Annotated in this window: 22 protein-coding genes; 12 read left to right on the forward strand and 10 right to left on the reverse strand. The window is 73.1% G+C overall.

The window, feature by feature from the left end; genetic code table 11:
* Positions 1-26 precede the first annotated feature (26 nt).
* Positions 27-392: a sterol carrier family protein gene (locus JSQ78_RS10890; protein ID WP_211447552.1), complete on the forward strand. Its 366-nt coding sequence runs from the start codon at positions 27-29 to the stop codon at positions 390-392.
* A 21-nt stretch (positions 393-413) separates the two neighbouring features.
* Entirely contained in the window at positions 414-1,319 is a 906-nt protein-coding gene (locus tag JSQ78_RS10895; RefSeq protein ID WP_211447554.1) for a hypothetical protein, read from the forward strand.
* A gap of 33 nt (positions 1,320-1,352) precedes the next feature.
* Here JSQ78_RS10895 and JSQ78_RS10900 read toward each other — a convergent pair whose 3' ends face one another.
* Complete coding sequence (locus JSQ78_RS10900; protein ID WP_249295641.1) at positions 1,353-2,726, reverse strand: short-chain fatty acid transporter; 1,374 nt, start codon at positions 2,724-2,726, stop codon at positions 1,353-1,355.
* A 56-nt stretch (positions 2,727-2,782) separates the two neighbouring features.
* Entirely contained in the window at positions 2,783-5,677 is a 2,895-nt protein-coding gene (locus tag JSQ78_RS10905) for a cation-translocating P-type ATPase (RefSeq protein ID WP_249295642.1), read from the reverse strand.
* Between the two features lie 97 nt (positions 5,678-5,774).
* On the opposite strand from JSQ78_RS10905, the gene JSQ78_RS10910 reads away from it, so the two are divergent.
* Positions 5,775-6,278, forward strand: a complete 504-nt coding sequence (locus JSQ78_RS10910; RefSeq protein WP_211447557.1) for an inorganic phosphate transporter — start codon at positions 5,775-5,777, stop codon at positions 6,276-6,278.
* Complete coding sequence (locus JSQ78_RS10915; protein WP_211447559.1) at positions 6,278-7,432, forward strand: hypothetical protein; 1,155 nt, start codon at positions 6,278-6,280, stop codon at positions 7,430-7,432. Before JSQ78_RS10910 ends, JSQ78_RS10915 begins: the two co-directional genes overlap by 1 nt.
* Here the strand turns inward: JSQ78_RS10915 and purF are convergent.
* Positions 7,425-8,882, reverse strand: a complete 1,458-nt coding sequence (gene purF / locus JSQ78_RS10920; RefSeq protein WP_211447561.1) for an amidophosphoribosyltransferase — start codon at positions 8,880-8,882, stop codon at positions 7,425-7,427. The two genes, JSQ78_RS10915 and purF, sit on opposite strands and share 8 nt — an antisense overlap.
* A gap of 128 nt (positions 8,883-9,010) precedes the next feature.
* Between purF and JSQ78_RS10925 the strand changes: the two genes are divergently transcribed.
* Positions 9,011-9,871, forward strand: coding sequence for an SDR family oxidoreductase (locus JSQ78_RS10925; protein WP_211447563.1), 861 nt, complete (start codon positions 9,011-9,013; stop codon positions 9,869-9,871).
* Positions 9,872-10,000: 129 nt separating this feature from the next.
* On the opposite strand, the gene JSQ78_RS10930 is transcribed toward JSQ78_RS10925, so the two are convergent.
* A complete protein-coding gene (locus JSQ78_RS10930) occupies positions 10,001-11,191 on the reverse strand; it encodes a glycine C-acetyltransferase (protein ID WP_211447565.1) in 1,191 nt (396 codons plus the stop codon).
* A 12-nt stretch (positions 11,192-11,203) separates the two neighbouring features.
* Positions 11,204-12,253, reverse strand: coding sequence for an L-threonine 3-dehydrogenase (gene tdh / locus JSQ78_RS10935; RefSeq protein WP_211447567.1), 1,050 nt, complete (start codon positions 12,251-12,253; stop codon positions 11,204-11,206).
* 101 nt (positions 12,254-12,354) lie between these two features.
* On the opposite strand from tdh, the gene purM reads away from it, so the two are divergent.
* From purM to JSQ78_RS10950, 3 genes are all read left to right on the forward strand, one after another.
* Entirely contained in the window at positions 12,355-13,443 is a 1,089-nt protein-coding gene (gene purM, locus JSQ78_RS10940; protein ID WP_211447569.1) for a phosphoribosylformylglycinamidine cyclo-ligase, read from the forward strand.
* A gap of 238 nt (positions 13,444-13,681) precedes the next feature.
* Positions 13,682-14,152: a DUF4190 domain-containing protein gene (locus JSQ78_RS10945; RefSeq protein WP_211447571.1), complete on the forward strand. Its 471-nt coding sequence runs from the start codon at positions 13,682-13,684 to the stop codon at positions 14,150-14,152.
* 105 nt (positions 14,153-14,257) lie between these two features.
* Positions 14,258-14,668, forward strand: a complete 411-nt coding sequence (locus JSQ78_RS10950; RefSeq protein ID WP_211447573.1) for a hypothetical protein — start codon at positions 14,258-14,260, stop codon at positions 14,666-14,668.
* 60 nt (positions 14,669-14,728) lie between these two features.
* Here JSQ78_RS10950 and JSQ78_RS10955 read toward each other — a convergent pair whose 3' ends face one another.
* From JSQ78_RS10955 to JSQ78_RS10975, 5 genes are all read right to left on the reverse strand, one after another.
* Entirely contained in the window at positions 14,729-14,950 is a 222-nt protein-coding gene (locus tag JSQ78_RS10955; RefSeq protein WP_211450665.1) for a DUF5652 family protein, read from the reverse strand.
* Between the two features lie 34 nt (positions 14,951-14,984).
* Positions 14,985-16,370 (reverse strand): L-serine ammonia-lyase, encoded by a 1,386-nt coding sequence (locus tag JSQ78_RS10960; RefSeq protein WP_211450613.1) that lies wholly within the window; start codon positions 16,368-16,370, stop codon positions 14,985-14,987.
* Positions 16,371-16,537: 167 nt separating this feature from the next.
* Positions 16,538-16,759 carry a DUF3073 domain-containing protein gene (locus JSQ78_RS10965; RefSeq protein ID WP_211447575.1) on the reverse strand — a complete coding sequence of 74 codons (222 nt, stop codon included), beginning with the start codon at positions 16,757-16,759 and terminating at the stop codon, positions 16,538-16,540.
* A gap of 141 nt (positions 16,760-16,900) precedes the next feature.
* Positions 16,901-17,275 (reverse strand): fluoride efflux transporter FluC, encoded by a 375-nt coding sequence (locus JSQ78_RS10970; protein WP_211447577.1) that lies wholly within the window; start codon positions 17,273-17,275, stop codon positions 16,901-16,903.
* On the reverse strand, positions 17,272-17,667 hold the full coding sequence (locus tag JSQ78_RS10975; RefSeq protein ID WP_211447579.1) for a fluoride efflux transporter FluC: 396 nt from the start codon (positions 17,665-17,667) through the stop codon (positions 17,272-17,274). Before JSQ78_RS10975 ends, JSQ78_RS10970 begins: the two co-directional genes overlap by 4 nt.
* Positions 17,668-17,737: 70 nt before the next feature.
* On the opposite strand from JSQ78_RS10975, the gene JSQ78_RS10980 reads away from it, so the two are divergent.
* The 4 genes from JSQ78_RS10980 to JSQ78_RS10995 all read left to right on the forward strand — a co-directional run bounded on the left by JSQ78_RS10980 (position 17,738) and on the right by JSQ78_RS10995 (position 25,349).
* Positions 17,738-18,481 (forward strand): MerR family transcriptional regulator, encoded by a 744-nt coding sequence (locus JSQ78_RS10980; RefSeq protein ID WP_211447581.1) that lies wholly within the window; start codon positions 17,738-17,740, stop codon positions 18,479-18,481.
* A 77-nt stretch (positions 18,482-18,558) separates the two neighbouring features.
* Positions 18,559-21,765, forward strand: coding sequence for an efflux RND transporter permease subunit (locus JSQ78_RS10985; RefSeq protein ID WP_211447583.1), 3,207 nt, complete (start codon positions 18,559-18,561; stop codon positions 21,763-21,765).
* A gap of 97 nt (positions 21,766-21,862) precedes the next feature.
* Positions 21,863-22,894, forward strand: a complete 1,032-nt coding sequence (locus JSQ78_RS10990; protein WP_211447585.1) for a DUF2510 domain-containing protein — start codon at positions 21,863-21,865, stop codon at positions 22,892-22,894.
* 202 nt (positions 22,895-23,096) lie between these two features.
* Positions 23,097-25,349 (forward strand): DEAD/DEAH box helicase, encoded by a 2,253-nt coding sequence (locus JSQ78_RS10995; protein WP_211447587.1) that lies wholly within the window; start codon positions 23,097-23,099, stop codon positions 25,347-25,349.
* The last annotated feature ends 37 nt before the right edge of the window (positions 25,350-25,386 follow it).

Here is a 25,386-nt window from a genome sequence, read left to right on the forward strand (position 1 = left end):
TCGGCGCCGCCGCGTAGCCTGGCGGCATGCCCAAGCGCATCTCCGACCTCGACGGCATGGCGGCCGTGCGCGCCGCCCTCGCGTCCGAGGCGAGCCGGCAGGACCGCGCGCTCGCGGTGCGCTACTCGCTCCAGTGCCTCGCCGAGCGCGCGCCCGGCAAGAGCGTCGAGGTGCGGGTGCCGCCGTTCGGCGCGGTGCAGGCGGTCGAGGGGCCCGGCCACACGCGCGGCACGCCGCCCAACGTCATCGAGACCGACCCGACGACGTGGCTCGCGCTCGCGACGGGCGCGGAGTCGTGGGCGGATGCGGTGGGTCGCGGCGCCGTGCACGCCTCGGGCGTGCGCGCCGACGTCTCGGCGTGGCTGCCGGTGATCCGCCTCCCCGGGCGGTAGCCGCACCGCCATACTGGCCCCATGGCACAGGTCGTCCGTCCGCAGGGCTTCATCGGCCCGATCGTCCTGCTCATCGTCGGCGTCGTGCTGCTCATCAACGGCGTGCCGGCGCTCATCCAGTGGATCGGGTGGGTCGCGCAGGTCTCGCTCGTCTCGGGCGTCGAGCGCGCGATCGAGCAAGCGGCGGGGCCGCTGCTGCTCGCGGCCGGGTCGACGTTCGTCGGCTTCCTGCTGCTGCGCGGCGGCTGGAACGCGCTCATGGGCCTCGCCCGCACCGCGAGCAAGCGCGCACAGGAGCAGGTGCGCACCGGCGCGCAGCAGGTGCGGCGCGAGGTCGACGAGCGCCGCCCCCAGGCGACGGGGCAGGCGCAGCACCTGCAGGATCGCGTGCCGCAGTCGTGGCGCGAGCGCATCGACGCCGCCGCGCGCGAGGTCGAGGCCGAGCGCGCCCGCCGCTCTGGGCAGCAGCCCGACGTCTACGCGAACTCGCAGTGGCAGTCGCCGCAGGGTCAGCAGCAGCGCCCGCAGCAGGCGCCGACGCAGCAGCAGCCGATGCAGCAGCCGGTGCAGCGTCCCGCGGCGCAGCAGGTCGGGCAGCGGGCGCCCGGCGCCGACCGGCTCGCGCGCATCGAGCAGCTGCGGCAGCAGGTCGACTCCCGCTCGCAGCAGGCGGGACGGCTGCAGGATTCCGGCACGAGCGCCGCGCAGCGCGTGCGGCAGGCGGCCGTCGATGAGGCCGCTCGCGTGCAGCAGCGGCAGCTGCCGAACCCCTCGGTCGAGGTCTCGGCGCTCATCGGCCGCCTCGACGCGGTCGACACCGAGCGAATCCGCCGGCGCGGCTCCTCGCTCACGAGCTCGTCGCTGTCGACCTCGGCGCTGTCCAAGACCTCGCTGACCCTCGACTCGCTGCTGCGCCACCGCCGCTGACGCCCGCCGTCGGCGAGCGCCAGCGGCGATCGGTCACAGCGACCAGATGATCAGGATCGCCGCGAACACGAGTCCGGACGCGATGAGCGTCACCGTCGTGTAGCCGAGGATGTCGCGCATCTTGAGCCCCGCGATCGCGAGCAGCGGCAGCGCCCAGAACGGCTGGATCATGTTCGTCCACTGGTCGCCGTACGCGACGGCCATGATCGGGATCGCCGGGTCGACGCCGATGCGCTCCGCGGCATCGAGCAGGATGGGCGCCTGCACCGCGAACTGCCCGCCGCCCGAGGGCACGAAGAAGTTCACGAGGCCAGCCGAGAGCAGCGCGAGCACGCCGAACGTCGTCGGCGTGGAGACGGCGACGAACCAGTCGGAGAAGACCTGGATGAGACCCGAGTCGGTCATCATGCCGAGGATGCCCGCGTAGAGCGGGAACTGCAGCAGGATCTCGCCGACGTTCGAGGCGGCCTCCTTCGTCAGCCGGATGATCTCGAAGGGGTTCTTCACGAGCAGGAAGATGAGCGCGAGGAACGACCAGTTGACGATGTCGAGGGTGAGCGTGCCGCCCTGCACGAAGTGCACGACGAGGTAGAACACGAGCGCCGCGCCGACGAGCAGCGTGACGATGCGGCTCGCGTCGATCCGGTCGGCAGGGGTGACGACCTCCTCCTCGGTCTCGACGAGCTGCTCGCGCAGGTCGATCTCGAGCTCGACGATCCTGTCCTTGCCGCGCGGCGCGATGAGCGCGAGCGCGACGGCCACGACGACGATCGTCGCGACCGCGCCGATCAGGTTCGGCAGCGCGAGCGTCGTCTCGGTGATCGGCACGACCTCGCCGCCGAGGTGCTCGGCGATGAACGAGTCGGGCGTCGCCGCGGTGAGCGGGCCCGAGCCCGAGTAGCCCATGTGCCACACCACGAAGCCCGAGAAGCCGGCCGCGACGAGCATCGGGAAGTGCAGCCGCAGTCCGCGCTCCCTGCCGGAGGCCGCGACCTCGCGGGCGAGCAGGCCGCCCACCACGAGCCCGAGTCCCCACGTGATGAGGGATGCGACCGAGGCGACCACGAAGACGAACAAGTAGGCCTGCACGGGCGTCTGCGGCAGCGACGCGAGCTTCGAGAGCAGCTTCCGCACCGGCCGGGTGTTGGCGAGCATGTGCCCGAGGAGCAGGATGAGCGCCATCTGCGTCATGAAGGCGAGGAGCCCCGAGAGGCCGTCGCCCCAGCTCTTGACGAGGTCGACGGGATGCGTCTGCGTCACCGTCAGCGCGAGCAGCGCGACGACGAGCGTCAGCACGATCGCGAAGACGAGCGCCGACGGGATCCACCGCTCGACGACGTTGTTGATGGGCCGCATGGTGCGCGCGAGCGGCGCGCCCGATCGCTTCTCAGCGGTCGCGTTGGACATGGTTCACCTCGTCGTGCATGGGTCGACGCAAGGGGCGATGCGCCCCACGCCAGACACTACCGAGGAGCCGGAGCCCCTCCGCGCCGACCGCGCGAGCGCATGACGAGCTTCCGCAGCTCGTCGAACCACAGCACGCACGACGCGAGCGCGAGGCACGTGAGCCACTGCGCGAGCGAGAGCGGCGCGGTGCCGAACCCTGCCTGCAGCAGCGGCACGTGCACCACGAGGACCTGCGTCACGACGCCGAACGCGATCGCGGCCCACAGCCACCGGTTAGTGAAGAGCCGGTGGAACGCCGAGGCCTGCTCGGAGCGCGAGTTCAGGGCGTTGAAGAGCTGCGCGAGCACGAGCGTCGTGAAGGCGGCGGTGCGCGCGGTCGCGACGTCCTCCGAGCCGTCGACGAGGCCGCCCGGCAGCTGCAGGTCGAGCGCGAGCAGCGTGACGGCGGCCATGACGACGCCGATCGAGAGGATGCCGCCCCACATCCGCGCGTCGATGACGCGCTCGTCGAGCCGCCGCGGCCGCCGCGCCATGACGTCCTCCGTCTCGGCGTCGACGCCCATCGCGAGCGCGGGCCCGGAGTCGGTGATGAGGTTGATCCAGAGGATCTGCGTCGCGAGCAGCGGCACGACCATCGCCTCGCCCTGGCCGGCGAGCCCGAGAAAGCCCGCGAGCAGCACGCCCAGCAGCATCGTGAGCACCTCGCCCATGTTCGACGACAGCAGGTAGCGCAAGAACTTCCGGATGTTCCCGAAGATCACCCGCCCTTGCCGCACGGCGGCGACGATGGTCGCGAAGTTGTCGTCGGTGAGGATCATCGCGGCCGCCTCCTTCGAGACCTCCGTGCCGGTGATGCCCATCGCGACGCCGATGTCGGCCCTCTTGAGCGCCGGCGCGTCGTTCACGCCGTCGCCCGTCATCGAGACGATCTGCCCCTCCGCCTGGAAGGCGCCGATGATGCGGAGCTTGTGCTCGGGCGCGACGCGCGCGAAGACCGAGACGTCCCGCACGGCCGCGCGCAGCGCATCCGCGTCCATCGCGTCGAGCTCGGCGCCCGCGATCGCGCGGTCGCCGCGTCCCGCGATGCCGAGCTCGCGCGCGATGCGGAGCGCCGTCGCGGGGTGGTCGCCCGTGATCATGACGACCCGGATGCCGGCCCCGCGCGCCGCCTCGACCGCCGCGGCCGCCTCCGAGCGCGGCGGGTCGATGATGCCGACCGTGCCGACGAAGATGAGGTCCTCCTCGAGCGCGAGGCCGGCGTCGGAGTCGAAGCCGCCCGAGGCGGTGACGGATGCGTGCTCGTCGGCCTCGAGCGGACGGTACGCGACGGCGAGGGTGCGGAGCGCCTGCGCCGACATCGACTCGACCGCCTCGTGCACCCGCGCGCGGTCCTCCGCCGTGAGCGGCCGCACGGCCATGCCGATCCGCACGCGCGAGCTGTGCTCGAGCAGCACGTCGGGCGCGCCCTTCGCGATCAGCACCGGCTGACCCTCGCCGCCCTCGACCGGGTGCTCGGCGTCGGCCACGACGACCGACATCATCTTGCGCTCGGAGGTGAACGGCACCTCGCCGATGCGAGAGAAGCGCTGCTCGCGGCGCCCGGTCAGGCCCGCCTTGCGCTCGGCGACGACGAACGCTGCTTCGGTCGGATCGCCGACGACGACCCAGCTGCCGTCCTCGTCCTGCCGCACCTCGGCATCCGAGGCGAGCGTGCCGCCCGAGAGCACCACGATGTCCTCCGCGCGCATCCGGAGCGCCGGGTCCGTCTCGAGCAGCGGGCTCCCGTCGACGAGCACGTCGCCCTCGGGCGCGTAGCCGACGCCCGTGATGTCGGCGACGCCGGAGCCGGTGTGCACGGTGAGCATCGTCATCTCGTTGCGCGTGAGGGTGCCGGTCTTGTCGGAGCAGATGACGGATGCGGAGCCGAGCGTCTCGACGGAGGAGAGGCTCTTCACGATCGCGCCCTGCCGGCTCATCGCCTGCACGCCGATCGAGAGCACGAGCGAGAGGATCGCGGGCAGCCCCTCCGGCACCGCCGCGACGGCGAGCGAGACGCCCACGAGCAGCACGTCGACGGCCTCCTGCAGCGACCCGATGCCGCTCGAGAGGCCGATGGCCGCCATCACCACGACCGCGATGACGATCACGGCGATCCCGAGCGTGCGCCCGACGGCCGCGATCTCGCGCTGCAGCGGCGTCGGCTCCTGCTCCGTCTCGGCGAGCATCGTCGCGATGCGGCCCATCTCGGTCCCCATGCCGGTCGCCGTCACGACGGCGCGACCGACGCCCTGCGTCACCGCGGTGCCCTTGAACACCATGTTGCGGCGGTCGCCGAGCGGCACGGTGTCGGCGAGCGTCGCGGGCGACTTCGTGACCGGCACGGACTCGCCGGTGAGCGCCGCCTCGGCGAGCTGCAGCGACGACGCGCTCAGCAGCCGCGCGTCGGCGCCGACCGAGTCGCCCTCGGCGAGCGCGAGCACGTCGCCCGGCACGAGCTCGGATGCGGGCACGCGCTCCGCCCGCCCCTCGCGCACGACCGTGGCCGTCACCGCCGTCATGTCCTGCAGCGCTGCCACGGCATCCGCCGCCCTCGCCTCCTGCACGAAGCCGAGGATCGCGTTCGCGACGACGATGAGCGCGATCACGAGCGCGTCGATCGGCAGCCCGTGCGCGCCCTCGAACGCCCACGCGACGACCGAGATGACGATCGCGCCGAGCAGCAGGTAGATGAGCGGGTCGGCGAACTGGCGCAGCAGTCGTCGCCAGGCCGGCTCCGGCGGCGCGGCATCGAGCTCGTTCGGCCCGAACCGTGCTCGCCGCGCTGCGGCCTGCGCCGCCGTGAGCCCCGCGTCGGCGTCGGTTTCGAGCTCGCGAGCGGCCGCACCCGCGTCGACGAGGCTCCAGTCGCGCGGCTCGGCGGGCGTGCTCGCGGTTGGCTGCGCGTCGGTCACTCGTCGGCTCCTGTCGTCCCGGGCTGCGGGCGCGCGGTGCGCTCCGGCCCCTTCCGCACCGTACTGGTGCGGTGCGTGGCGTGGGATGCTGGTTGCCATGGATGCGACGCACGATCGGACGCCCCAGAGCGATGCAGCCGGCGACCCGGCCGGCACGGCCGAGCAGTTCGACGTGACGGTGCGGCGCTCCCCGAAGTACAGCGCCTTCGCGGCGGTCGGCGCCCTCGTCGGCGCGGTCGTCGGATGGCTCATCGCGTCGGCGATGCCGCCGGCGGTCGACGAGAACGGCCTGGCGGTCGACACGACCCCGGTCATCGGGCTCATGATCGTCGCCGGCTTCGTGCTCGGCGGGGCGCTCGGCGCCCTCGTCGCGGTGATCATCGATCGCTCCCTCTCGAAGCGCGTGACCGCGACGGTCGCCGAGCGCGTCGAGGTGCGGCGGCCGGATGCGCTGACGACCGCCGATGACGACGCACTTGAGGCGCGCTTCGAGCGGCTGGGCGGCGACGCGCCGGTCGCTGGCGGAGGCCCCGTCGATCCCGCGGTCCCCGGCGCCGCCGACCCGGAGCGCCGCGAGGACGACCGCCCCGGCCGAGCCTGATGCCGAGCGGGCGCGCGCGGAGCGCGATCGCGCACGCGCTCGCCTGGATCGGCTTCGGCGCCGGCTCCGCGGCGCTCGCGATGGTCGCGCTCGCGGCGGGATCGCCCGGCGCGCTCGCCCTCGGCAGTGCGGCGGCGCTCGCCGGCGCGGCGCTCGGGCTGCTCGTCGCGCCGCTGCTCGCGCGCTCCTCCACCGCCGCGGGCGCCTCCCGACTCGTGGCGCTGGCTGCGGCGGCGCTCGCCCTCGCGGTGCTCGCGGCGGCTGCGACGCTGCTGCTGCTCGACGTCGCGCCGGGACTCGTGCTGGCGCCGCTGCTCGGTCTCGCGGCGGGGACGCAGCTCGCAACCGCGATCGCGGGCGCAGAGCGCGATCCCTCGCTCGCGCCCGCCGTGCGCCCGGCGCCCACCCTGCTCGCCTCGGCGGCCGGCACCGCGCTCGCCGCGGCGGTGCCGCTCGTGCCGACGCTCGACGCATCCGCCGTGCTCCTCGTGGCGGCGGGCGCGCACCTCCTCGCGCTCGGGCTGCTCGTGAGCGTGCGTCAGGATGGGCCGGGCGGCACCGCTGCGCCCCAGGAGCCGCCCGTTCCGGCCGGCGCTGCCCGGCAGGCCGACGGCCGGCCGCTCGCGGCGCGCGCGCTCGCCCTGGTCCTGCTCGCGGCGGCCGGTGCAGGCGCGATCGCGGCCCTGCGCCCCGCGCTGTCGGCGATCGGCACCGACGAACCGCTGCCGGCGGCGCCCGTCGCGCTCACCCTGGCGCTCGGCGCGATCCTCGGTCCGCCGCTCTCGCGGGTCGCCGAGCGGCTCCTCGGCGCTCGCGCGGCGGCCGTGGTCGCGACGCTCGGGTGCGTCGCGGCGCTCGCCGCGCCGATCGCCCGCCCGGGAGCCCTCGACCTCGTGGCCGCCGCGCTCCTCGGGATCGCGCTCGCCGCATCCGTCGCCCTCGCCGAGCTCGCGCGCCGCGCGCACGTGCACCTCGCGCTCGCGACTCCGGTGCTGCTCGCGCTCGCGGGCGCTGCGGGCGCGGGTCTCGCCGCGCTGCTGCTCGGGGCCGTGCCCGTGCCCGACGTCGTGCTCGGCGCGGCGATCGCATGCCTCGTCGCGAGCCTCGGCGCCTGGGTGCCGGCGCGCGCGGCGGCGTCCGAGCGGCTCAGCTGAGCTGCGTCTGCTCCACCCAGCGGAGGTACTCGTCGGTCACCGAGCCGGTGACGTAGTCGCCCGTGAAGCACGACATCTCGAGGCCCTCGATGCTCGAGCCGTCGAGGATCGCCCGCTGCAGGTCGTCGACCTCCTGGTAGACGAGGAAGTCGCTGCCGAGTGCCTCGTTCACCTGCGGGATCGAGCGGCCGGAGGCGATGAGCTCGCTGCGCGAGGGCATGTTGATGCCGTAGACGTGCGGGTAGCGCACGGGCGGGGCGGCCGAGGTGAAGGTGACGGTGTTCGTGCCGACCGAGCGCATCATCTCGACGATCTCGCGGCTCGTCGTGCCGCGCACGATCGAGTCGTCGACGACGAGCACGTTCTTGCCGCGGAACTCGCTCTCGAGCGCGTTGAGCTTCTGCTTGACCGACTTCTTGCGCTCCTGCTGGCCCGGCATGATGAAGGTGCGGCCGACGTAGCGGTTCTTGTAGAAGCCCTCGCGGTACTCGATGCCCAGCCGCCGCGCGACCTCCATCGCGGCGGGGCGCGAGGAGTCGGGGATGGGCATGACGACGTCGATCGCGCCCGAGGGCGTGTACTTCGCGATCGTGTCGGCGAGCCGCTCGCCCATGCGGAGCCGCGACTCGTAGACGTTGACGCCGTTCATGACCGAGTCGGGGCGGGCGAGGTAGACGTACTCGAAGGCGCACGGCAGCAGCACCGGCGAGTCGTGCGTCATCGCCGAGGCGAGCTCTCCGTCGGGCGTGATGAAGATCGCCTCGCCGGGCGCGACGTCGCGCTCGACCTGGAAGCCCGAGCCCGTGAGCGCCACCGACTCGCTCGCGACCATCCACTCGCTGCGGCCGCGCTCGCTCGTGCGCCGGCCGAGCACGAGCGGCCGGATGCCGAAGGGGTCGCGGAAGGCGAGGAGGCCGTGCCCGGCGATGAGCGCGATGACGCCGTAGGAGCCCTGGATGCGCTCGTGCGTGCGGCGCACGGCGGTGAACAGCCGGTCGGCGTCGAGCTCGCCGCCGCCGACGAGCGACTGCAGCTCGCTGCCGAGCACGTTCACGAGCATCTCGGTGTCGCTGCCGGTGTTGACGTGCCGGTGGTCGACCGTCGCGAGCTCGCGCTCGAGCTCGCGCGAGTTCGTGAGGTTGCCGTTGTGCACGAGCACGATGCCGTAGGGCGCGTTGACGTAGAAGGGCTGCGCCTCGAGCTCGTTCGCGGCCTCGCCGCGGGTCGCGTAGCGCACGTGGCCGAGGCCGTAGTCGCCGAGCAGCGCGCGCATGTCGCGCGTGCGGAACGCCTCGCGCACCTGGCCCTTGGCCTTCTTCAAGTGGATCGAGCGGCCCTCGGCGGTCGCGATGCCGGTCGAGTCCTGCCCGCGGTGCTGGAGGAGCGAGAGAGCGTCGTACACCTGCTGGTTGACGCTCGAGTCGGAGACGATGCCGACGATGCCGCACACAGGCGAGCTCCTTCTGTCGCGGGATTGACACCCAAGCCTACCGAGCGCCGCGCGCCGGCTCGGGATCGGGCGGATGCGCTCGGCGAGCACCCAAGCGACGTCCAGATTGCGGCGGCACAGTGGGGGACATGAGCTTCGACACCGAATCCATCAAGAACCTGCCTGAGCAGACCCAGGAGTGGCCCGGCTGGACGGACAAGCTCCAGCCCGTGCCCGACCACGGCGAGACGAGCTACGTCGGCCGCGGTCGGCTCGAGGGCAAGCGCGCCCTCGTCACGGGCGGCGACTCCGGCATCGGCCGCGCGACCGCGATCGCCTTCGCGAAGGAGGGCGCCGACGTCGCGATCGCCTACCTCCCGCAGGAGCAGGAGGACGCGGATGAGACCGGGCGTCAGATCGAGGCGGCGGGCCGCAAGGCGGTGCTCATCGCGACCGATCAGCGCACCGAGCAGGCGAACCTCGACCTCGCGCAGCGCGCGGTCGACGAGCTCGGCGGCCTCGACATCCTCGTCAACAACGCCGGCTACCAGATGGCGCAGGAGTCGCTCGAGGACATCACCGACGAGCAGCTCCGGCAGACGTTCGAGACGAACATCTTCGCGATGTTCAACCTGACGCGCGCGGTGCTGCCGCACCTCGGCGAGGGCGCGAGCATCATCAACTGCTCGTCGATCCAGGCGTTCGACCCGTCCGACACCCTGCTCGACTACGCGTCGACGAAGGCGGCGATCAACAACTTCACCGTCAACCTCGCCGCGCAGGTCGGCGAGAAGGGCATCCGCGTGAATGCGGTCGCGCCGGGCCCGATCTGGACCCCGCTCCAGCCGTCGACGAAGCCCTCGGTGAAGGACTTCGGCATGAACGCGCCGCTCGGCCGACCGGGTCAGCCGATCGAGGTCGCGACCGCGTTCGTCTACCTCGCGAGCGACGAGGCGAGCTACGTCTCGGGCACGGTGCTCGGCGTTACGGGCGGCAAGCCGGTCTTCTGACCCTCCGCCGGCTGAGCCGGTGCGCACGCCGCAGGCGTGCTCAGCGTGTCGAAGCCGGGTCGCGACGCGGTCGCGCTTCGACACGGTCTGCGCGCTTCGGGCGCGGACCGGCTCAGCGACCGGAGGGGCTCAGCGCGCGGAGGAGCCGGCGACGCGCTCGCGAGCCGCGGCGAAGGCCGCGACCGCGCGGTCGACGTCGGCGTCGGAGTGGGCGGCGGAGAGCTGCACGCGGATGCGCGCCTCACCGCGGGGCACGACGGGGAACGAGAAGGCGGTGACGTACACGCCCTCCTCGAGCATCGCATCCGCCATCTCGGCCGCGAGCCGCGCGTCGTGGAACATCACCGCGGTGATCGGGTGCTCGCCCGGCAGCAGCTCGAAGCCCGCCTGCTCCATGCCGGCGCGGAAGTGCTCGGTGTTGCGGCGCAGCTGCTCGCGCAGCTCGCCGGCGCCCTCCACCAGGTCGAGTGCCTTGAGCGAGCCCGCGACGACCGAGGGCGCGAGGGCGTTCGAGAAGAGGTACGGGCGCGAGCGCTGCCGCAGCAGGTCGACGATCTCGGCGCGCGCGGCGATGTAGCCGCCGGAGGCGCCGCCGAGCGCCTTGCCGAGCGTGCCCGAGATGATGTCGACGCGGTGCTGCACCCCGGCGAGCTCGGGCGTGCCCGCGCCCGTCGCGCCCGTGAAGCCGACCGCGTGCGAGTCGTCGACCATGACCATCGCGTCGTAGCGCTCGGCGAGGTCGCAGATCGCCTCGAGGGGGGCGAGGTAGCCGTCCATCGAGAAGACGCCGTCGGTCACGATGAGACGGCGACGCGCACCCTGCGCGTCCTGCAGGTGCGCCTCGAGCTCGGCCATGTCGCGGTTGGCGTAGCGGTAGCGCTTCGCCTTCGAGAGCCGGATGCCGTCGATGATCGAGGCGTGGTTGAGGGCGTCCGAGATCACCGCGTCGGAGGCATCCAGCAGCGTCTCGAACAGGCCGCCGTTGGCGTCGAAGCACGACGAGTAGAGGATGCACGCCTCCTGCCCGAGGAACGACGCGAGCCGAGACTCGAGCTCGAGGTGCTGGGTCTGGGTGCCGCAGATGAACCGCACGGAGGCCATCCCGAACCCCCACTCGTCGAGCGCGGTCTTCGCCGCCTCGACGATGCGCGGGTCGTCGGCGAGCCCGAGGTAGTTGTTCGAGCAGAAGTTCAGCACCTCGGCGCCGTTCGCGACGACGCTCGCCGCTTGCGGTGAGTCGATCGCGCGCTCGCGCTTCGTGAGGCCCGCGGCCTCGATCTCGGCGAGCTCGTCGGCGATGGATGCACGGATGGAGTACACGGGGCACGCTCCTCAGCGGTGGTCGGTGAAGTCGAGGATGACCTTGCCTGCGCCGCCGGAGCGCGCGCGCTCGAACGCGGCCCCCCAGTCGTCGAAGGCGAAGCGGTCGGTGATGACGGGGGAGACGTCGAGGCCGGTCTGCGACATCGCGGCCATCGCGTACCAGGTCTCGAACATCTCGCGGCCATAGATGCCCTGGATGGTGAGCATGTGCGAGACGACCTTCGCGAAGTCGACCTCGATCGGCTGGGCGGGCAGGCCAAGCATCGCGATGCGGCCGCCGAAGTTGAGGTTCTCGATGATGCCGACGAGCGCGGTGGGGGAGCCCGACATCTCGAGGGCGACGTCGAAGCCCTCCTGCATGCCGAGCTCGCGCTGCACCTCGGCGATCGACGCCTCGCGAGGGTTGAGCGCGCGGAATCCGAGCGAGCGGGCGAGCTCGAGCCGCGGCTCGGCGATGTCGGTGATGACGATGTGCCGTGCGCCCGCGTGCCGCGCGACCATCGCCGCCATCAGGCCGATCGGGCCGGCGCCCGTGACGAGCACGTCCTCGCCGATCACGGGGAACTTCAGCGCGGTGTGGACGGCGTTGCCGAACGGGTCGTAGATCCCGAAGACGTCGAGCTGGTCGGGGGTCGCGGTCGCGGCGGTGAGGCCCGGGTGCACCCAGACGTTCGACACCGGCAGCACGACGAGCTCGGCGAAGCAGCCGTCGCGCTGCACGCCGAGGTTGGAGGTGCGGATGCACAGGTGCCGGCGCCCCGCGCGGCAGTTGCGGCAGTGGCCGCACACGACGTGGCCCTCGCCGCTCATGAGCTGCCCGACCGCGAAGTCGGTCACGCCCTCGCCGACCTCGACGATCTCGCCGCAGAACTCGTGCCCCACGGTCAGGCCGGGGGTGACCGCCGACTGCGCCCACGCATCCCATGCGTCGATGTGCAGGTCGGTGCCGCAGATGCCGGCGCGCAGCACGCGCACCTTCACGTGGCCTGGTGGGGTCTCGGGCTCGGGCAGCTCGGTGAGCTCGAGCCCCGGCCGGCCTCGGGTCACGAGTGCGCGCATGGGTGTCTCCGTCGACGTGGTGGGTGTGCCGCGCCCATCCTGCCATCTGTGCTAGCGGCCGGGGCCGAGCCGGTGGTCGAGCGGCCAAGTACCCTGGTCGCATGACCGATCCGTATGCGTCCGCCGGCGTCGACACCGAGGCGGGCGACCGCGCGGTCGAGCTCATGAAGGCGGCCGTCGCGCGCACGCACGGCGCGGGCGTGCTCGGCGGCGTCGGCGGCTTCGCCGGGCTCTTCGACCTCTCGGCCGCCGGCACGTACGCGAAGCCGCTGCTGGCGACCTCCACCGACGGCGTCGGCACGAAGCTCGCGCTCGCGCAGGCGATCGACAAGCACGACACGATCGGGCAGGACCTCGTCGGCATGGTCGTCGACGACATCGTCGTGGTCGGCGCGAAGCCGCTGTTCATGACCGACTACATCGCGTGCGGGCGGGTCGTGCCCGAGCGCATCGCCGACATCGTGCGCGGCATCGCCGAGGCGTGCGAGGCGACCGGCACGGCGCTCGTGGGCGGCGAGACGGCCGAGCACCCCGGCGTCATGGCACCGGACGACTACGACATCGCGGGCGCCGCGGTGGGGATCGTCGAGGCGGATGCGGTGCTCGGCGCTGAGCGCGTTCGCGCGGGCGACGTCGTGGTCGGCATGGCCTCCTCTGGGCTGCACTCGAACGGCTTCAGCCTCGTGCGCCACGTGCTCGCCGAGCGCGGCCTCGGGCTCACCGACCGGGTCGACGAGCTCGGCGGCGTCGCGGCCGAGGCGCTGCTCGAGCCCACCCGGCTCTACACGCTGCCGCTGCTCGGGATGCTCGAGCAGGGATTCGGCATCCGCGCGATCTCGCACGTCACCGGCGGCGGCATCGCCGCGAACCTCGCGCGCGTGCTGCCCCGCGGGCTCGCGGTCGAGGTCGACCGCGCCGCGTGGGACGTGCCGGCCGTCTTCGGCGCGCTCGCCGGCCTCGGCGGCTTCGCGCTCGAGGACGCGGAGAGCACGTGGAACCTCGGTCTCGGGATGCTCGTGGTCGTCGACGCGGCGGATGCCGACCGCGTGCTCGCCGCGAGTCGCCACGCCGGCATCGCGGCGTCGGTCGTCGGCCGCGTCGAGCAGGCGCCCGGCAACCTGGCCGACTGGGTGCAGGGCGCGAAGGGCGTCGACGGCGGCGCCGTGCGGCTCGCGGGCGCCTTCCGCTGACCGCTTCGCCGTGGAGGCGCTGAGCACGCCGCGTCCAGGGGATCTTGAGCCAGGACGCGTAGTGTTCTGCGAAATCGACGGATCAGCATGTGCTCGGAACAGGGGAGGTGGCGACGTGTCCGAAGACTTCGGCCGCTACCGGCCCCGGCAGGACGGTTCCGCGACGTCCGAGCAGTCTCCGCCGGAGCCCAGCGCTCAGGCTGACGACCGCCGACGCAGCGCGGCGCCGCGGCCCGACATGGGGCTCCCGGCCACGCCGACCATGGGGCAGCAGGGACCGGTGTGGCGGCAGACCGCGTACATCGCCCCCAACGTCGCGCAGCGCTACTCGACGCCGCTGAACCACGAGGGCGAGGCGCAGCTCATCCACCCCGCCGCCGCCCAGGTCGCGCGCTACACCCCGTACGGCGTGCCGGTCTACCGCGCCCCGATCTACCCCAACGCGCAGGTGCCGCAGCGCGGCCTCTCGATCACGGCGATGGTGCTCGGCATCACATCGGCGGTGTTCGCCTGGGCGCTCGTCGTGGTGCCGATCATCGGGCTCGTCTTCGGCTTCATCGCCCTGCGGCGCGAGCCTGCTGGTCGAGCGATGGCGATCACGGGCCTCATCACCTCCGGTGTCGGCCTGCTGTGGGTGCTGCTGTTCTACTTGCTCCCGCTGCTCGGCGTGCTCGGCGTGCTCTTCATCGGCATGAGCGCCGCCCCCTGACGATCGCCCCTGCGCGAGTTGCGCCGGCGTCACCGCGCGGCTCTAGGCTGGTGGGTCGAGCCCTGTGCTCGCGCCGCACACCCACCGAGCACCGAGGACCCCCGCATGACGTACACGCCCCCTGAGCAGCCCGCGCAGCCGAGCTACGAGCCCACGAGCCAGGGCGGCTATCAGCCCGCCGCTCCGACCGGCTACCAGTCCTACGACGCCGGTCAGGCGTACGCCGCGGCTCCCTCGTACGACGCGTACGGCGCCGCCCCGGTCTCGACCGAGCGCAAGCTGTCGATGTGGGGCCTCATCCTCGGCATCTCGAGCATCGTCGTCCCGCTGTTCATCAACGCCATCGCGGGCGGCATCCTCTCGGGCGTCGCCCTCGCCAAGGAGCCTGCGGGCAAGACGATGGCGATCTGGGGACTCGTGACGTCGATCCTCGGCTTCATCTGGGCCTTCGTCTTCTGGCCCATCGCGATCACGGTCTTCTTCGCCGCGATCTTCGCGACGCAGTACGGCTACTGAGCGGGGCGGTCGAGCGAGGGGCGCGCGCAGAGCGGCCCGCTCGCTCGGCCCGAACCGGCGCTACCGTCGACGACGGCTGACGCCGAAGAGGTAGACGGCGTCGAGCACGCCGAGCGTGCTCGTCACGAGCAGCGTCGCGAACCACGGCTTGCTGCCGTCCTGCGCGGCTCGCCAGAGCGACGCGCCCTTCCAGGCGAGGCCCCACATCGCGGCCGCGGCGATGCCCGCCCGCGCGCCGGGTCGCTCGAGCGCAGCCATCGCCTCGTGTCGCCTCGTCCCCATCGCTCGTCCTCCTGCTCCACGGCCGCCGCGGCCGTCAGCACTCGATGAAGGCCACCGCGAGACCGCCGAGCGCGGTCTCCTTGTACTTGTCGCTCATGTCGGCGCCGGTGCGGCGCATCGTCTCGACGGCGGTGTCGAGGCTCACGTAGTGCGTGCCGTCGCCCTGCTTCGCCATGCGGGCGGCGTTGATCGCCTTGACGCTCGCCATCGCGTTCCGCTCGATGCAGGGGATCTGCACGAGCCCCTTGATCGGGTCGCACGTGAGGCCGAGGTTGTGCTCGATGCCGATCTCGGCCGCGTTCTCGATCTGGGCGGGCGTCGCGCCCAGCACAGCGGCGAAGCCGGCGGCGGCCATCGCGCACGCCGAGCCGACCTCGCCCTGGCAGCCGACCTCGGCACCCGAGATCGACGCGTTCGACTTGATGATGATGCCGATCGCGCCCGCGACGAGCAGGAACCGCACGTGCCACGAGACCTCGTCGTCGACGCAGTTCGCGAAGCGGTCGGCGTAGTGCATCACGGCCGGGATGATGCCGGCCGCCCCGTTCGTCGGCGCCGTCACGACGCGCGCTCCCGCCGCGTTCTCCTCGTTGACCGCGAGGGCGTAGAGGTTGACCCACTCCATGCCCTCGAGCAGGTCGGGGCGGCCCGACTTCGGGGCGGCGTCGCGCTCGAGCAGCTTCGCGTGCCAGTCGCGCGCGCGGCGCTTGACGTCGAGCCCGCCCGGCAGCATGCCGTCGGTCTCGATGCCATGCGCGACGCACTCCTGCATGACCTGCCAGATGCGCTCGAGCTGCGCGATCGTCTCGTCGCGCGGCCGCCACGCCTCCTCGTTCGCGAGCATGAGCTCGTGCACCGAGAGCCCGGTGCGCTCGCACAGCTCGACGAGCTCGTCGCCGTGGCTGAAGGGGTAGGGCACGGGGTGGTGCTGCGTCGCGGGCGCCGGCACGGGGGCGAGCACGTCGCCCTCGTCGTGCCGCATGACGAAGCCGCCGCCGATCGAGTAGTAGCCGGCGGTCGCGATCGTGGCGTCGGATGCGTCGTAGGCGGTGATGCGGAGGGCGTTCGGGTGCTCGCGGCGCACCGTGAGCGGCCGGAAGACGAACACCTTCGACTCGTCGAACGGGACGGCGAGGCGTCCGCCGAGCAGCAGCTCGCCGCTCGAGCGGATGCCGTCGAGCGTCGCGGCGATCTGCGGCGTCTCGACGGTGTCGGGCGCGAGCCCCGCGAGGCCGAGCATGATCGCGGTGTCGGTGCCGTGCCCCGAGCCGGTCGCGCCGAGCGAGCCGAGCAGGTCGACGCGCAGCCGCACGATCTCGTCGAAGCGGCCCGACGCATCCGCTTGCGCGACGAAGTCGAGCGCAGCCCGCATGGGGCCGATCGTGTGCGACGAGGAGGGGCCGATGCCGATCTTGAACATGTCGAGCACCGAGAGCGACTCGAAGACGGGAGCCGTGGCGGTCGCGTGGCTGCCGACCTCGACGGGCTCCTGCAGCTCGGCGTTCGTGATGCCGTGCGTCGTCACAATCGGCTCCTTCGCGTCAGGGACTCAGAGCCGCGGGCGCGGCCGGGGTGCGTGCGACCGGTTCAGGCGCTGCGCCCCTGCTGACGCTCGTCGACGTAGTCATCGCCGGCCTCGGGGGCGTAGTCGGCGTAGTCGGCGTAGTCGGCCCACTTGTCGACGAGCTCGTCGTCGGCGGGGGCTCCCCCCAGCTCCTGCTGGAGCACGGAGTAGTTGATGTTCGGGCTGAATGACTTCAGCTCACGTGCCAGCTTCGTGTGCTTGGCCTTCTGACGACCACGACCCATGCTGGACCCCCCTTGCGGACGGCGCCGGCCGAGCGCCGACGAACGATGTGAGAACTGCGATGCTAAGTCCAACCTCCATCGTAGCATCGCGCCCGCTTGTCGCCGTGTGGGTGGATGCGGGTGGGGATAGGGTGCCGCGGCTCACGCCGGGAGCGCGGGCGCGAGCAGCCCGCCCGCCAGGAGGCCCGCGGATGCGGCGATCGCGCCGCCCACGATCGTCGCCGCGATCGTGCCGACCGCGGCGCCGCTGCGGCGGTGCTCGAGCTGCTCGACCGCCTGCACCGCGAACGCCGAGTAGGTGGAGAGGCCGCCGCAGAACCCGGTGACGAGGATCGCCCGCCAGGTGTCGTCGAGCACGAGCAGCCCGGTGAGCGCGCCGGCGAGCAGGCTCGCGACCAGGTTGACCGCGATCGTCGCGCGCACGGGCCGGCGGTGCGGCAGCGCGCCGGCGAGGAAGCGCACGACCGCGCCGAGGCCGCCCGCGGCAGCGATGCCGAGCAGCTCGAGCGGGCTCACGCCGCCCGCCCGCGCACGAGGCGGCGACCGATCGCGAGGCCCGCCCAGGCTGCGGCGAGCCCCGCGAGCAGCATGCCGAGCGCGATGCCGATGCCCGGCAGCGCCGGGACGATCGTGGCCCAGCCGCTGCTCGAGGCGCTCGCCGAGACGCTCGCGACGGCGATCGCGCTGAAGGTCGTGAAGCCGCCGAGCACGCCCGCACCGATGCCGTGCCGCAGCCACGCGGGAGCTCCGGTGAGCGAGGCGGTCGAGATGCCGAGCAGCAGGCTGCCGAGCACGTTCGCGAGCAGCAGCGCCCACCCGCCGGGCATGGCCTCCTGGAGCAGCGCGCGGGCCGCGGTGCCGAGGGCGCCGCCGATCGCGACCGCGACGATCGAGGGCAGGAGGCGCATGCCTCAACGGTAGACCGCGCGGGGGATCGCGCTTGACATTGACGCTGCGTCAACCCCTAGCGTCGTCGGCATGGAGTGGTCGATCCAGCGCATCGCGAAGCTCGCCGGCGTCTCGAGCCGCACCCTGCGGCACTACGACGCCGTCGGCATCCTCGCCCCCGCCCGCACCGACGTGAGCGGGATGCGCTGGTACGACGAGGCGTCGCTCGCCCGGCTGCAGCGGATCCTGCTGCTGCGCGGGCTGGGCGTCGGGATCCCGGCGATCGCCGAGAGCCTGCAGCGCGCCTCCGATGAGGAGGCGCTGCGCAGCCACCTCGCCGACCTCGGTCGAGAGGCCGACCGCATCCGCAGGCAGATCCGCGCGGTCGAGCAGACGCTGCGGGCACGAGAGGAAGGAGCCGCCATGACGGCAGAGGGAGCGCTCGACGGGTTCGACCAGAGCCGGTACGAGCAGGAGGTCACCGAGCGGTGGGGCCGGAAGGCGTGGGAGAGCTCCCAGGCCTGGTGGAAGGGCATGTCGGAGGACGACAAGCGCCGATTCGGCCAGGAGCACGTCGACATCGCCGCCGGCTACGCCGCTGCGCGCGCTGCCGGCACGCCGGTCGACGCCGACGAGGTGCAGGCGCTCGTGCAGCGCCACTACGCCTGGGTCGGCGCCGGCTGGCAGACCGCGACCCCGCCGCTCGACGCGTTCGCGAACCTCGGGGACATGTACGTCGCCGACGAGCGCTTCGCCGCGAACTACGGCGGCACCGAGGGCGCCGCGTACGTGCGCGACGCGATGCGCCGGTTCGTCGAGCGCCGGAAGGCATAGCGCGACCCGTGCGCGGGGAGGGCCGATCCATAGCCGGAGCGGCCCTCCCCGCAGCGCCGGGATGACAGGATCGACGAGTGCACCTGCTCTCGCTCGCCAGCCTCAAGAACCGGGCGCTCGTCGCGCTCGCGACCATCTGCATCGCCATCTTCGGCGGCGTCGCGCTGTCGAACCTCAAGACCGAGCTGACCCCCGAGCTCGAGCTGCCGGCCGTCGTCGTCTCGACCACGGTCGTCGGCGCGAGCCCAGAGATCATGAGCGAGGACGTCACCGCCCCGATCGAGCAGGCGATCCAGTCCGTGCCGGGGCTCGAGGGCACGAGTGGCACCTCCTCGACGTCGCTGAGCGTCGTCTTCGCCGAGTTCACCTACGGCACCAACATCCCCACGGCCGAGCAGCGCGTGCAGCAGGCGGTCAACCGCATCCTGAGCCAGCTGCCCGACACCGCCGAGCCCACCGTGCTCACCGGCTCGATCGCCGACTTCCCCGTGCTGCGCATCGCCGTGTCGGGGCCGGGCGAGCAGTCCGCCCTCGTCGACCGCATCGAGACGATCGCGGTCCCGCAGCTCGAGCGCACCGACGGCGTGCGCGCCGTGCAACTGCAGGGCGCCCCCGGTCAGCGCGTCACGATCGCGCCCGACGACGCGGCGCTCGCGGCCGCGGGCCTCAGCCGCGTCGACATCTCCGACACGATCGACGAGCACGGGCAGCTGCTGCCCGGCGGCACCGTCGACGACGGCGAGCAGACGCTCAGCGTGCAGATCGGCGCGCGGCTCGGCTCGGTCGACGACGTCGCGGACCTGCCGCTCACCGGCGACATCGCGATCGGCGACGTCGCCGACGTCTCGCTCGACACCGACCCCGTCTCTTCGGTCGCGATCGTCGACGGCGAGCCCGCGATCATCCTCTCGATCACGAAGACGCAAGCGGCCAACACCGTCGACGTCTCGCACGCCGTGCAGGACCTGCTGCCGACGCTCCAGGCGGAGCTCGGCGAGGGCGTCACCTTCACGACGGTGCTCGACCAGGCGCCCTACATCGAGCAGTCGATCGAGGCGCTCGCGGTCGAGGGCATGCTCGGCCTCGCCTTCGCGGTGCTCGTCATCCTCATCTTCCTCTGGTCGGTGCGGTCGACGATCGTCACCGCGGTGTCGATCCCGATCTCGGTGCTCATGACCTTCATCGGCATGTGGGGCGCCGGCTACTCGCTCAACGTGCTGACCCTCGGCGCGCTCACGCTCTCGATCGGCCGCGTCGTCGACGACTCGATCGTCGTGATCGAGAACATCAAGCGCCACATGGGCTTCGAGCCCTCCCGCTCGAAGGCGATCCTGGATGCGGTGCGAGAGGTCGCGGGCGCGATCACCGCGTCGACGCTCACGACCGTCATCGTGTTCCTGCCGCTCGCCTTCGTGAGCGACATCACCGGCGAGCTCTTCCGGCCCTTCGCCCTCACCGTGACGATCGCGCTCGTCTCGTCGCTCGTGATCGCCCTCACGATCGTGCCCGTGCTCGCCTACTGGCTGCTCAAGCGGCCCAAGGAGGTCGTCGAGGCGGAGGAGGCCGCGGCGCGCGCCGCCGCCGCGAGCGAGGCGACCGAGCGCCCGACGCGACGCTCCCTGCTGGGCCGGCGCAGCGCATCCGGCCCCGTCGCCGCCGCAGAGGCCGCGCCGGAGCCGCAGCCCGTCGCCGAGCGTCCCGACCGCTTGCGGCGCGGCTACCGCCCCATCCTGCTCGCGACCCTCCGGCGCCCCTGGCTCGTGCTCGGCGGCGCGGTCGTCGTGCTCGGCGCGAGCGTCGCCGCGCTGCCGCTGCTCGCGACGAACTTCCTCGGCGACGACGGCCAGACGACCGTGAACGTCACGCAGCAGCTCGAGCCGGGCGCGTCGCTCGATGCCCAGCTCGCGGCGGCCGAGTCGCTCTCTGACGAGCTGCAGGGGATCGAGGGCGTCGAGACCGTCTCGGCGACCGTCTCGAGCACCGCCAACCAGTTCGCGGGCTTCACCGGCGGTGGCGCCGGCGGCGGCGCGATCAGCTACGGCGTCATCGCCGCCGACGGCACCGACATGGAGGCGCTCCGGGAGCGCATCCTCGAGGTCGGCGACGGCGCAGACGGCGAAGTGACGGTCGGCTCGTCGGGCGGCTTCGCCGGCGGCGACATCGAGATCGAGGTGCAGGCGCCCACGACCGATGCGCTCGAACCCGCCACCGCATCCGTCGTCGACGCCGTCTCGGGCCTCGACGGGGTCTCTCAGGTCACCGACTCGCTCGAGGGCGCGCAGCCGCTCGTGCAGGTCGCGGTCGACCGCGAGCTCGCCGCGAGCCTCGGGCTGAGCGAAGCGGCCGTCTCGGGTCTCGTCGCGCAGGCGATGCAGCCGACGCCGATCGGTGAGATCCAGCTCGAGGGCTCGCTCGTGCGCATCTGGATGGACGCGGTCGCGCCCGCCGCGACCCTCGACGAGCTGCGAGACCTGCAGCTGCCGACCCCGAACGGGCCGCTGCCGCTCGCCGACGTCGCCGAGGTGACCGAGATCGAGGGGCCGGTGTCGATCTCGACGAGCGACGGCGCCCGCACCGCGACGGTCACCGTCACGCCGAACGCCGCTGACGTCGGCGGGGTGTCGGCCGGGGTCGCCGACGCGCTCGCGGAGCTCGAGCTCAGCGACGGCGCGGACGCGGCCGTGGGCGGTGTCGCGACGCAGATCACGGATGCGTTCACCCAGCTCGGGATCGCGGCGCTCGTCGCCGTGCTGCTCGTCTACGTCATCATGGTCGCGACGTTCAAGAGCCTGCTGCAGCCGTTCCTGCTGCTCATCTCGGTGCCGTTCGCCGCGAGCGGTGCGATCGCGATGCAGCTCATCACCGGCGTGCCGCTCGGCGTCGCCTCGATGGTCGGCGTGCTCATGCTCGTCGGCATCGTCGTGACGAACGCGATCGTGCTCATCGACCTCGTCAACCAGTACCGCGATCGCGGCCGGCCGGTGCGCGAGGCGATCGTCGAGGGCGCGGAGCGGAGGCTCCGGCCGATCCTGATGACCGCGGCCGCCACGATCTTCGCGCTCGTGCCGATGGCGGCGGGGCTCACGGGCGAGGGCGGGTTCATCTCGCAGCCGCTCGCGATCGTCGTGATCGGCGGGCTCATCTCGTCGACCCTGCTGACGCTCATCGTGCTGCCTGTGCTCTACCTCGTCGTGGAGGGCGCCATCGAGCGCCGTCGCGTGCGGGTCGGCAGCGGCACGCGCGCGGAGCGGCGCGGCGAGCTCGCGGCGGCCAGCAGGCGCTGATCCCGCTCACAGCCAGCGCGCTGGTGGCGCTGGCAGGATGAGTGCGGCTCGCAGAACCGTCGCGGGCCGCAGTCGTGACGGGACGAGGGAGGATGCCGTGCCCAGCTTCCTCATCGTGCACTCCGCCGTCGCGGACGGCCGCATCGCCGACTTCCAGCATCCGCCGGTGCTCGACATCGGCGGCTTGCGCGCGCCGCTCGACTGGGGCGACATCACGCTCCACGTGCCGGCGGGCGACCTGCCGGTCACGATCTCCGTCACGCGTGCCGACGGGGTCATCGAAGGCGCTCGGATCACCGTCCGCACTCCCGCGGGCACGGGCACCCGCTTGACGTTCGTGCCGCCCGCCCGGCCCGGCGTCCGCGCGCAGCTGCGCATCGAGGGGCAGTGGCCCGCCGACTCGTCGATGCACTACTACGCGGCGCGCGACGGGCGCGTGCTCACGACTGCGGCGCCTCGCACGGCCGCGCCGCCCGCGCCGGTCGCGCACGGCGCCCCGAGCGCCGCCGCGAGCTCGAGTCCGGCCCGCATGCCTGCGAGCCCGCCCGGCGCACCCGCGACGGGCGCGGCCGGCGGCTTCCGCCCGCCGACCTCCTCGTCGCCGCCCGTCGGCCCCGCTCCCGGCTCGACCGGCTCGGTGCCGCCGCACGCGACGCACTTCGGCCACGAGCAGGGCGCGATCGTGCAGCCGACGCTCGCCGACCACCGGTCCGTGGCCGTGCCGCCGGGTGCGGCGAGCGCGCAGCCGTCGTTCGGGCAGCGCCCGCCCGTGGGGCGCGACGTGTACGGCCGCGAGCTGCCCGACCGCGAACCGCCGCCCATCCCGACGCCGGCGGACTTCGATCGCCTCGAGCGCGAGGCGCACGAGGCGCACGAGGCGCACGAGGCGCAGTTGCGGGCCTACGAGGCGTGGCAGGCGCAGCAGCGGACGAGGTCCGCGCCCGCCGGGCACTCGCCGCACGACGGTGCGCCGCAGCCGGTCGGGCTCGCGCCGGTCGCGGCCGAGCAGGTGCCGCCCGACTGGTATGCCGACCCCTTCAAGCGCGCCGACGCGCGCTGGTTCGACGGCCGCCAGTGGACGTCGTCGGTCATGCGGGGCGGCGTGCGCGCCCACGACCAGCTGGGCTGAGTCGCGGATTTCGCCCTGTCGCTCCGGGGCGCCGTGCCGTAGAGTGGGTCGGTCGGCTCGGGACAGGCGCGTGTGCGCCGCATGGATTGTCACCGCGGCCGGAGATCCCGCGAGCACCCTCGCGGTCGACCAGATCCCCGCGATGAATGCGGCATGACCCGCGCGAGTGCGATCGATCGCTCGTGCGCAGAAGAGACGAGCAATGGCACAGAATTCCTCGCGCCCGCAGGGCGCCCGCCGATCCGACGACCGCCCCTCCGGGCGCGCCGGCTCGCGCAGCCCGGGACACCGGGGCCACCGCCCCGCGCAGGACGGCGACGCCCGGCCGAAGCGCCGCTGGACGAGCGAGGACCGCGAGCAGCGGTCGCAGGGCGCATCGCGCCGCCCGAACTGGACCCCGCCCGAGGAGCGCAAGCGCGACGACCGCCGCGGTCCCGCCTTCCGCACCCGCGGGGCAGCGCAGGGCGGTCGCGACCAGCAGCGCGACGACCGCGTGCACCGCGGCGAGCGGCCGCGCGGGTTCGACCGCGCCCGCGACGAGCACCAGGGCCGGGGCCGCTTCGGCACCGGAGCCGGGCGCGACGAGCGTCACGGCGGCGAGCGGCGGTTCGACCGCGACGAGCGCCCGCAGCAGCGACGGTTCGACGACCGTGGCGGCGAGCGCCGCTTCGATCGTGACGAGCGCCCGCGTCGCAGCTTCGGCGACCGCGACGAGCGTGGCGGCGAGCGTCGCTTCGATCGTGACGAGCGCCCGCAGCGGCGTCGGTTCGACGAGCGTGGCGGCGAGCGTCGCTTCGATCGTGACGAGCGCCCGCGTCGCAGCTTCGGCGACCGCGACGAGCGTGGCGGCGAGCGCCGCTTCGATCGTGACGAGCGCCCGCAGCAGCGTCGCTTCGACGAGCGTGGCGGCGAGCGCCGCTTCGACCGTGACGAGCGCCCGCGCCGCAGCTCCGGCAGCCGCGTCGACCGCCCGCAGCGCAGCTTCGACGACCGCCCGCGCCGCAGCTCCGACGACCGCGCCCCGCGCGGCGACCGCCGCTTCGACCGCGACGAGCGGCCGCAGCGCGGCTTCCGCGACCGCGACGAGCGCGGCGGCGACCTCCGCCCCGAGCGCGAGGAGCGCCCGCGCCGCGCCTTCGACGACCGGCCGCAGCGCCGCGACAGCACCTACTACCCCTCGACCGACGCGAAGCCCTTCGCGCCGAAGGATGACGTCGTGCTCGACCGGCTCGACGCGACCGCCACCGTCGCTGCCGACGTGGAGGGCGTCTCCTTCGTCGACCTCGGCCTCGGCGCCGGGATCGCCGGAGCCCTCAAGTCGATGGGCGCCCCGTCGCCCTTCCCGATCCAGGCAGCCACGATCCCCGATGTGATCGCGGGGCGCGACGTGCTCGGGCGCGGACGCACGGGCTCCGGCAAGACCATCGCGTTCGGCGCCCCGATCGTCGAGATGCTGCTGCGCAACCGCCCGGAGCGCCGCGAGCTCGGCCGGCCGCCGCGCGCCCTCATCCTCGCCCCGACCCGCGAGCTCGCGCAGCAGATCAACCACACCGTCATGGGCCTCGGCCGTGCCGTCGGCATCTTCACGACCGTGATCGTCGGCGGCGTGAAGCAGGACAGCCAGGTCGAGGCGCTCCGCCGCGGCGTCGACATCCTGATCGGCACGCCCGGCCGCATCGAGGATCTCGTCGAGCAGCGCAAGCTCAACCTCGGGGCCGTCGAGATCGCGGTGGTCGACGAGGCCGACCACATGTGCGAGCTCGGCTTCCTCGAGCCGGTGCAGCGCATCCTCCGCCAGACGCGTCCCGGCAGCCAGAAGCTGCTGTTCTCGGCGACGCTCGACGCCGAGGTGCAGACGATCGTGCGCGAGTTCCTGCCCGAGCCGGCGGTCCACGAGGTCGCCGGTGAGGAGCAGTCGACCTCGACGATCGACCACCAGGTGCTCGTCGTTGACCGCTACGACAAGGACGCGGTGCTCGAGCAGATCGTCTCGAACCCCGGCCGCATCATCGTCTTCACGCGCACGCGCGCCTACGCTGAGCGGCTCACCGAGCAGTTCAGCGACGCCGGCATCGCGGCGGTGAGCCTGCACGGCGACCTGACGCAGGCGAAGCGCAACCGCTCGCTCGAGAAGCTCAAGCGCGGCAAGGTCGACGTGCTCGTCGCGACCGACGTCGCCGCGCGCGGCATCCACATCGACGACGTCGCGCTCGTCGTGCAGGCCGACCCGCCGGACGAGTACAAGACCTACCTGCACCGCGCCGGCCGCACGGGCCGTGCGGGCAATGCGGGCCGGGTCGTGACCGTCATCGCTCCCGCGCGCCGCAAGCGCACGCAGCAGCTGCTCGACCGCGCCGAGATCGAGGCGCCGATGATCCCCGCGGTCCCCGGCGACGACCTGCTCGACACGCTCACGGCGGCGCCGACCGCCGAGGCCGATCCCGCCGCCGAGTAGTCGACCCGACGCATCCGCACGTCACACGGATGCGTGA

The organism is Agrococcus sp. Marseille-Q4369 (assembly GCF_018308945.1).
Classification (GTDB): Bacteria; Actinomycetota; Actinomycetes; order Actinomycetales; family Microbacteriaceae; genus Agrococcus.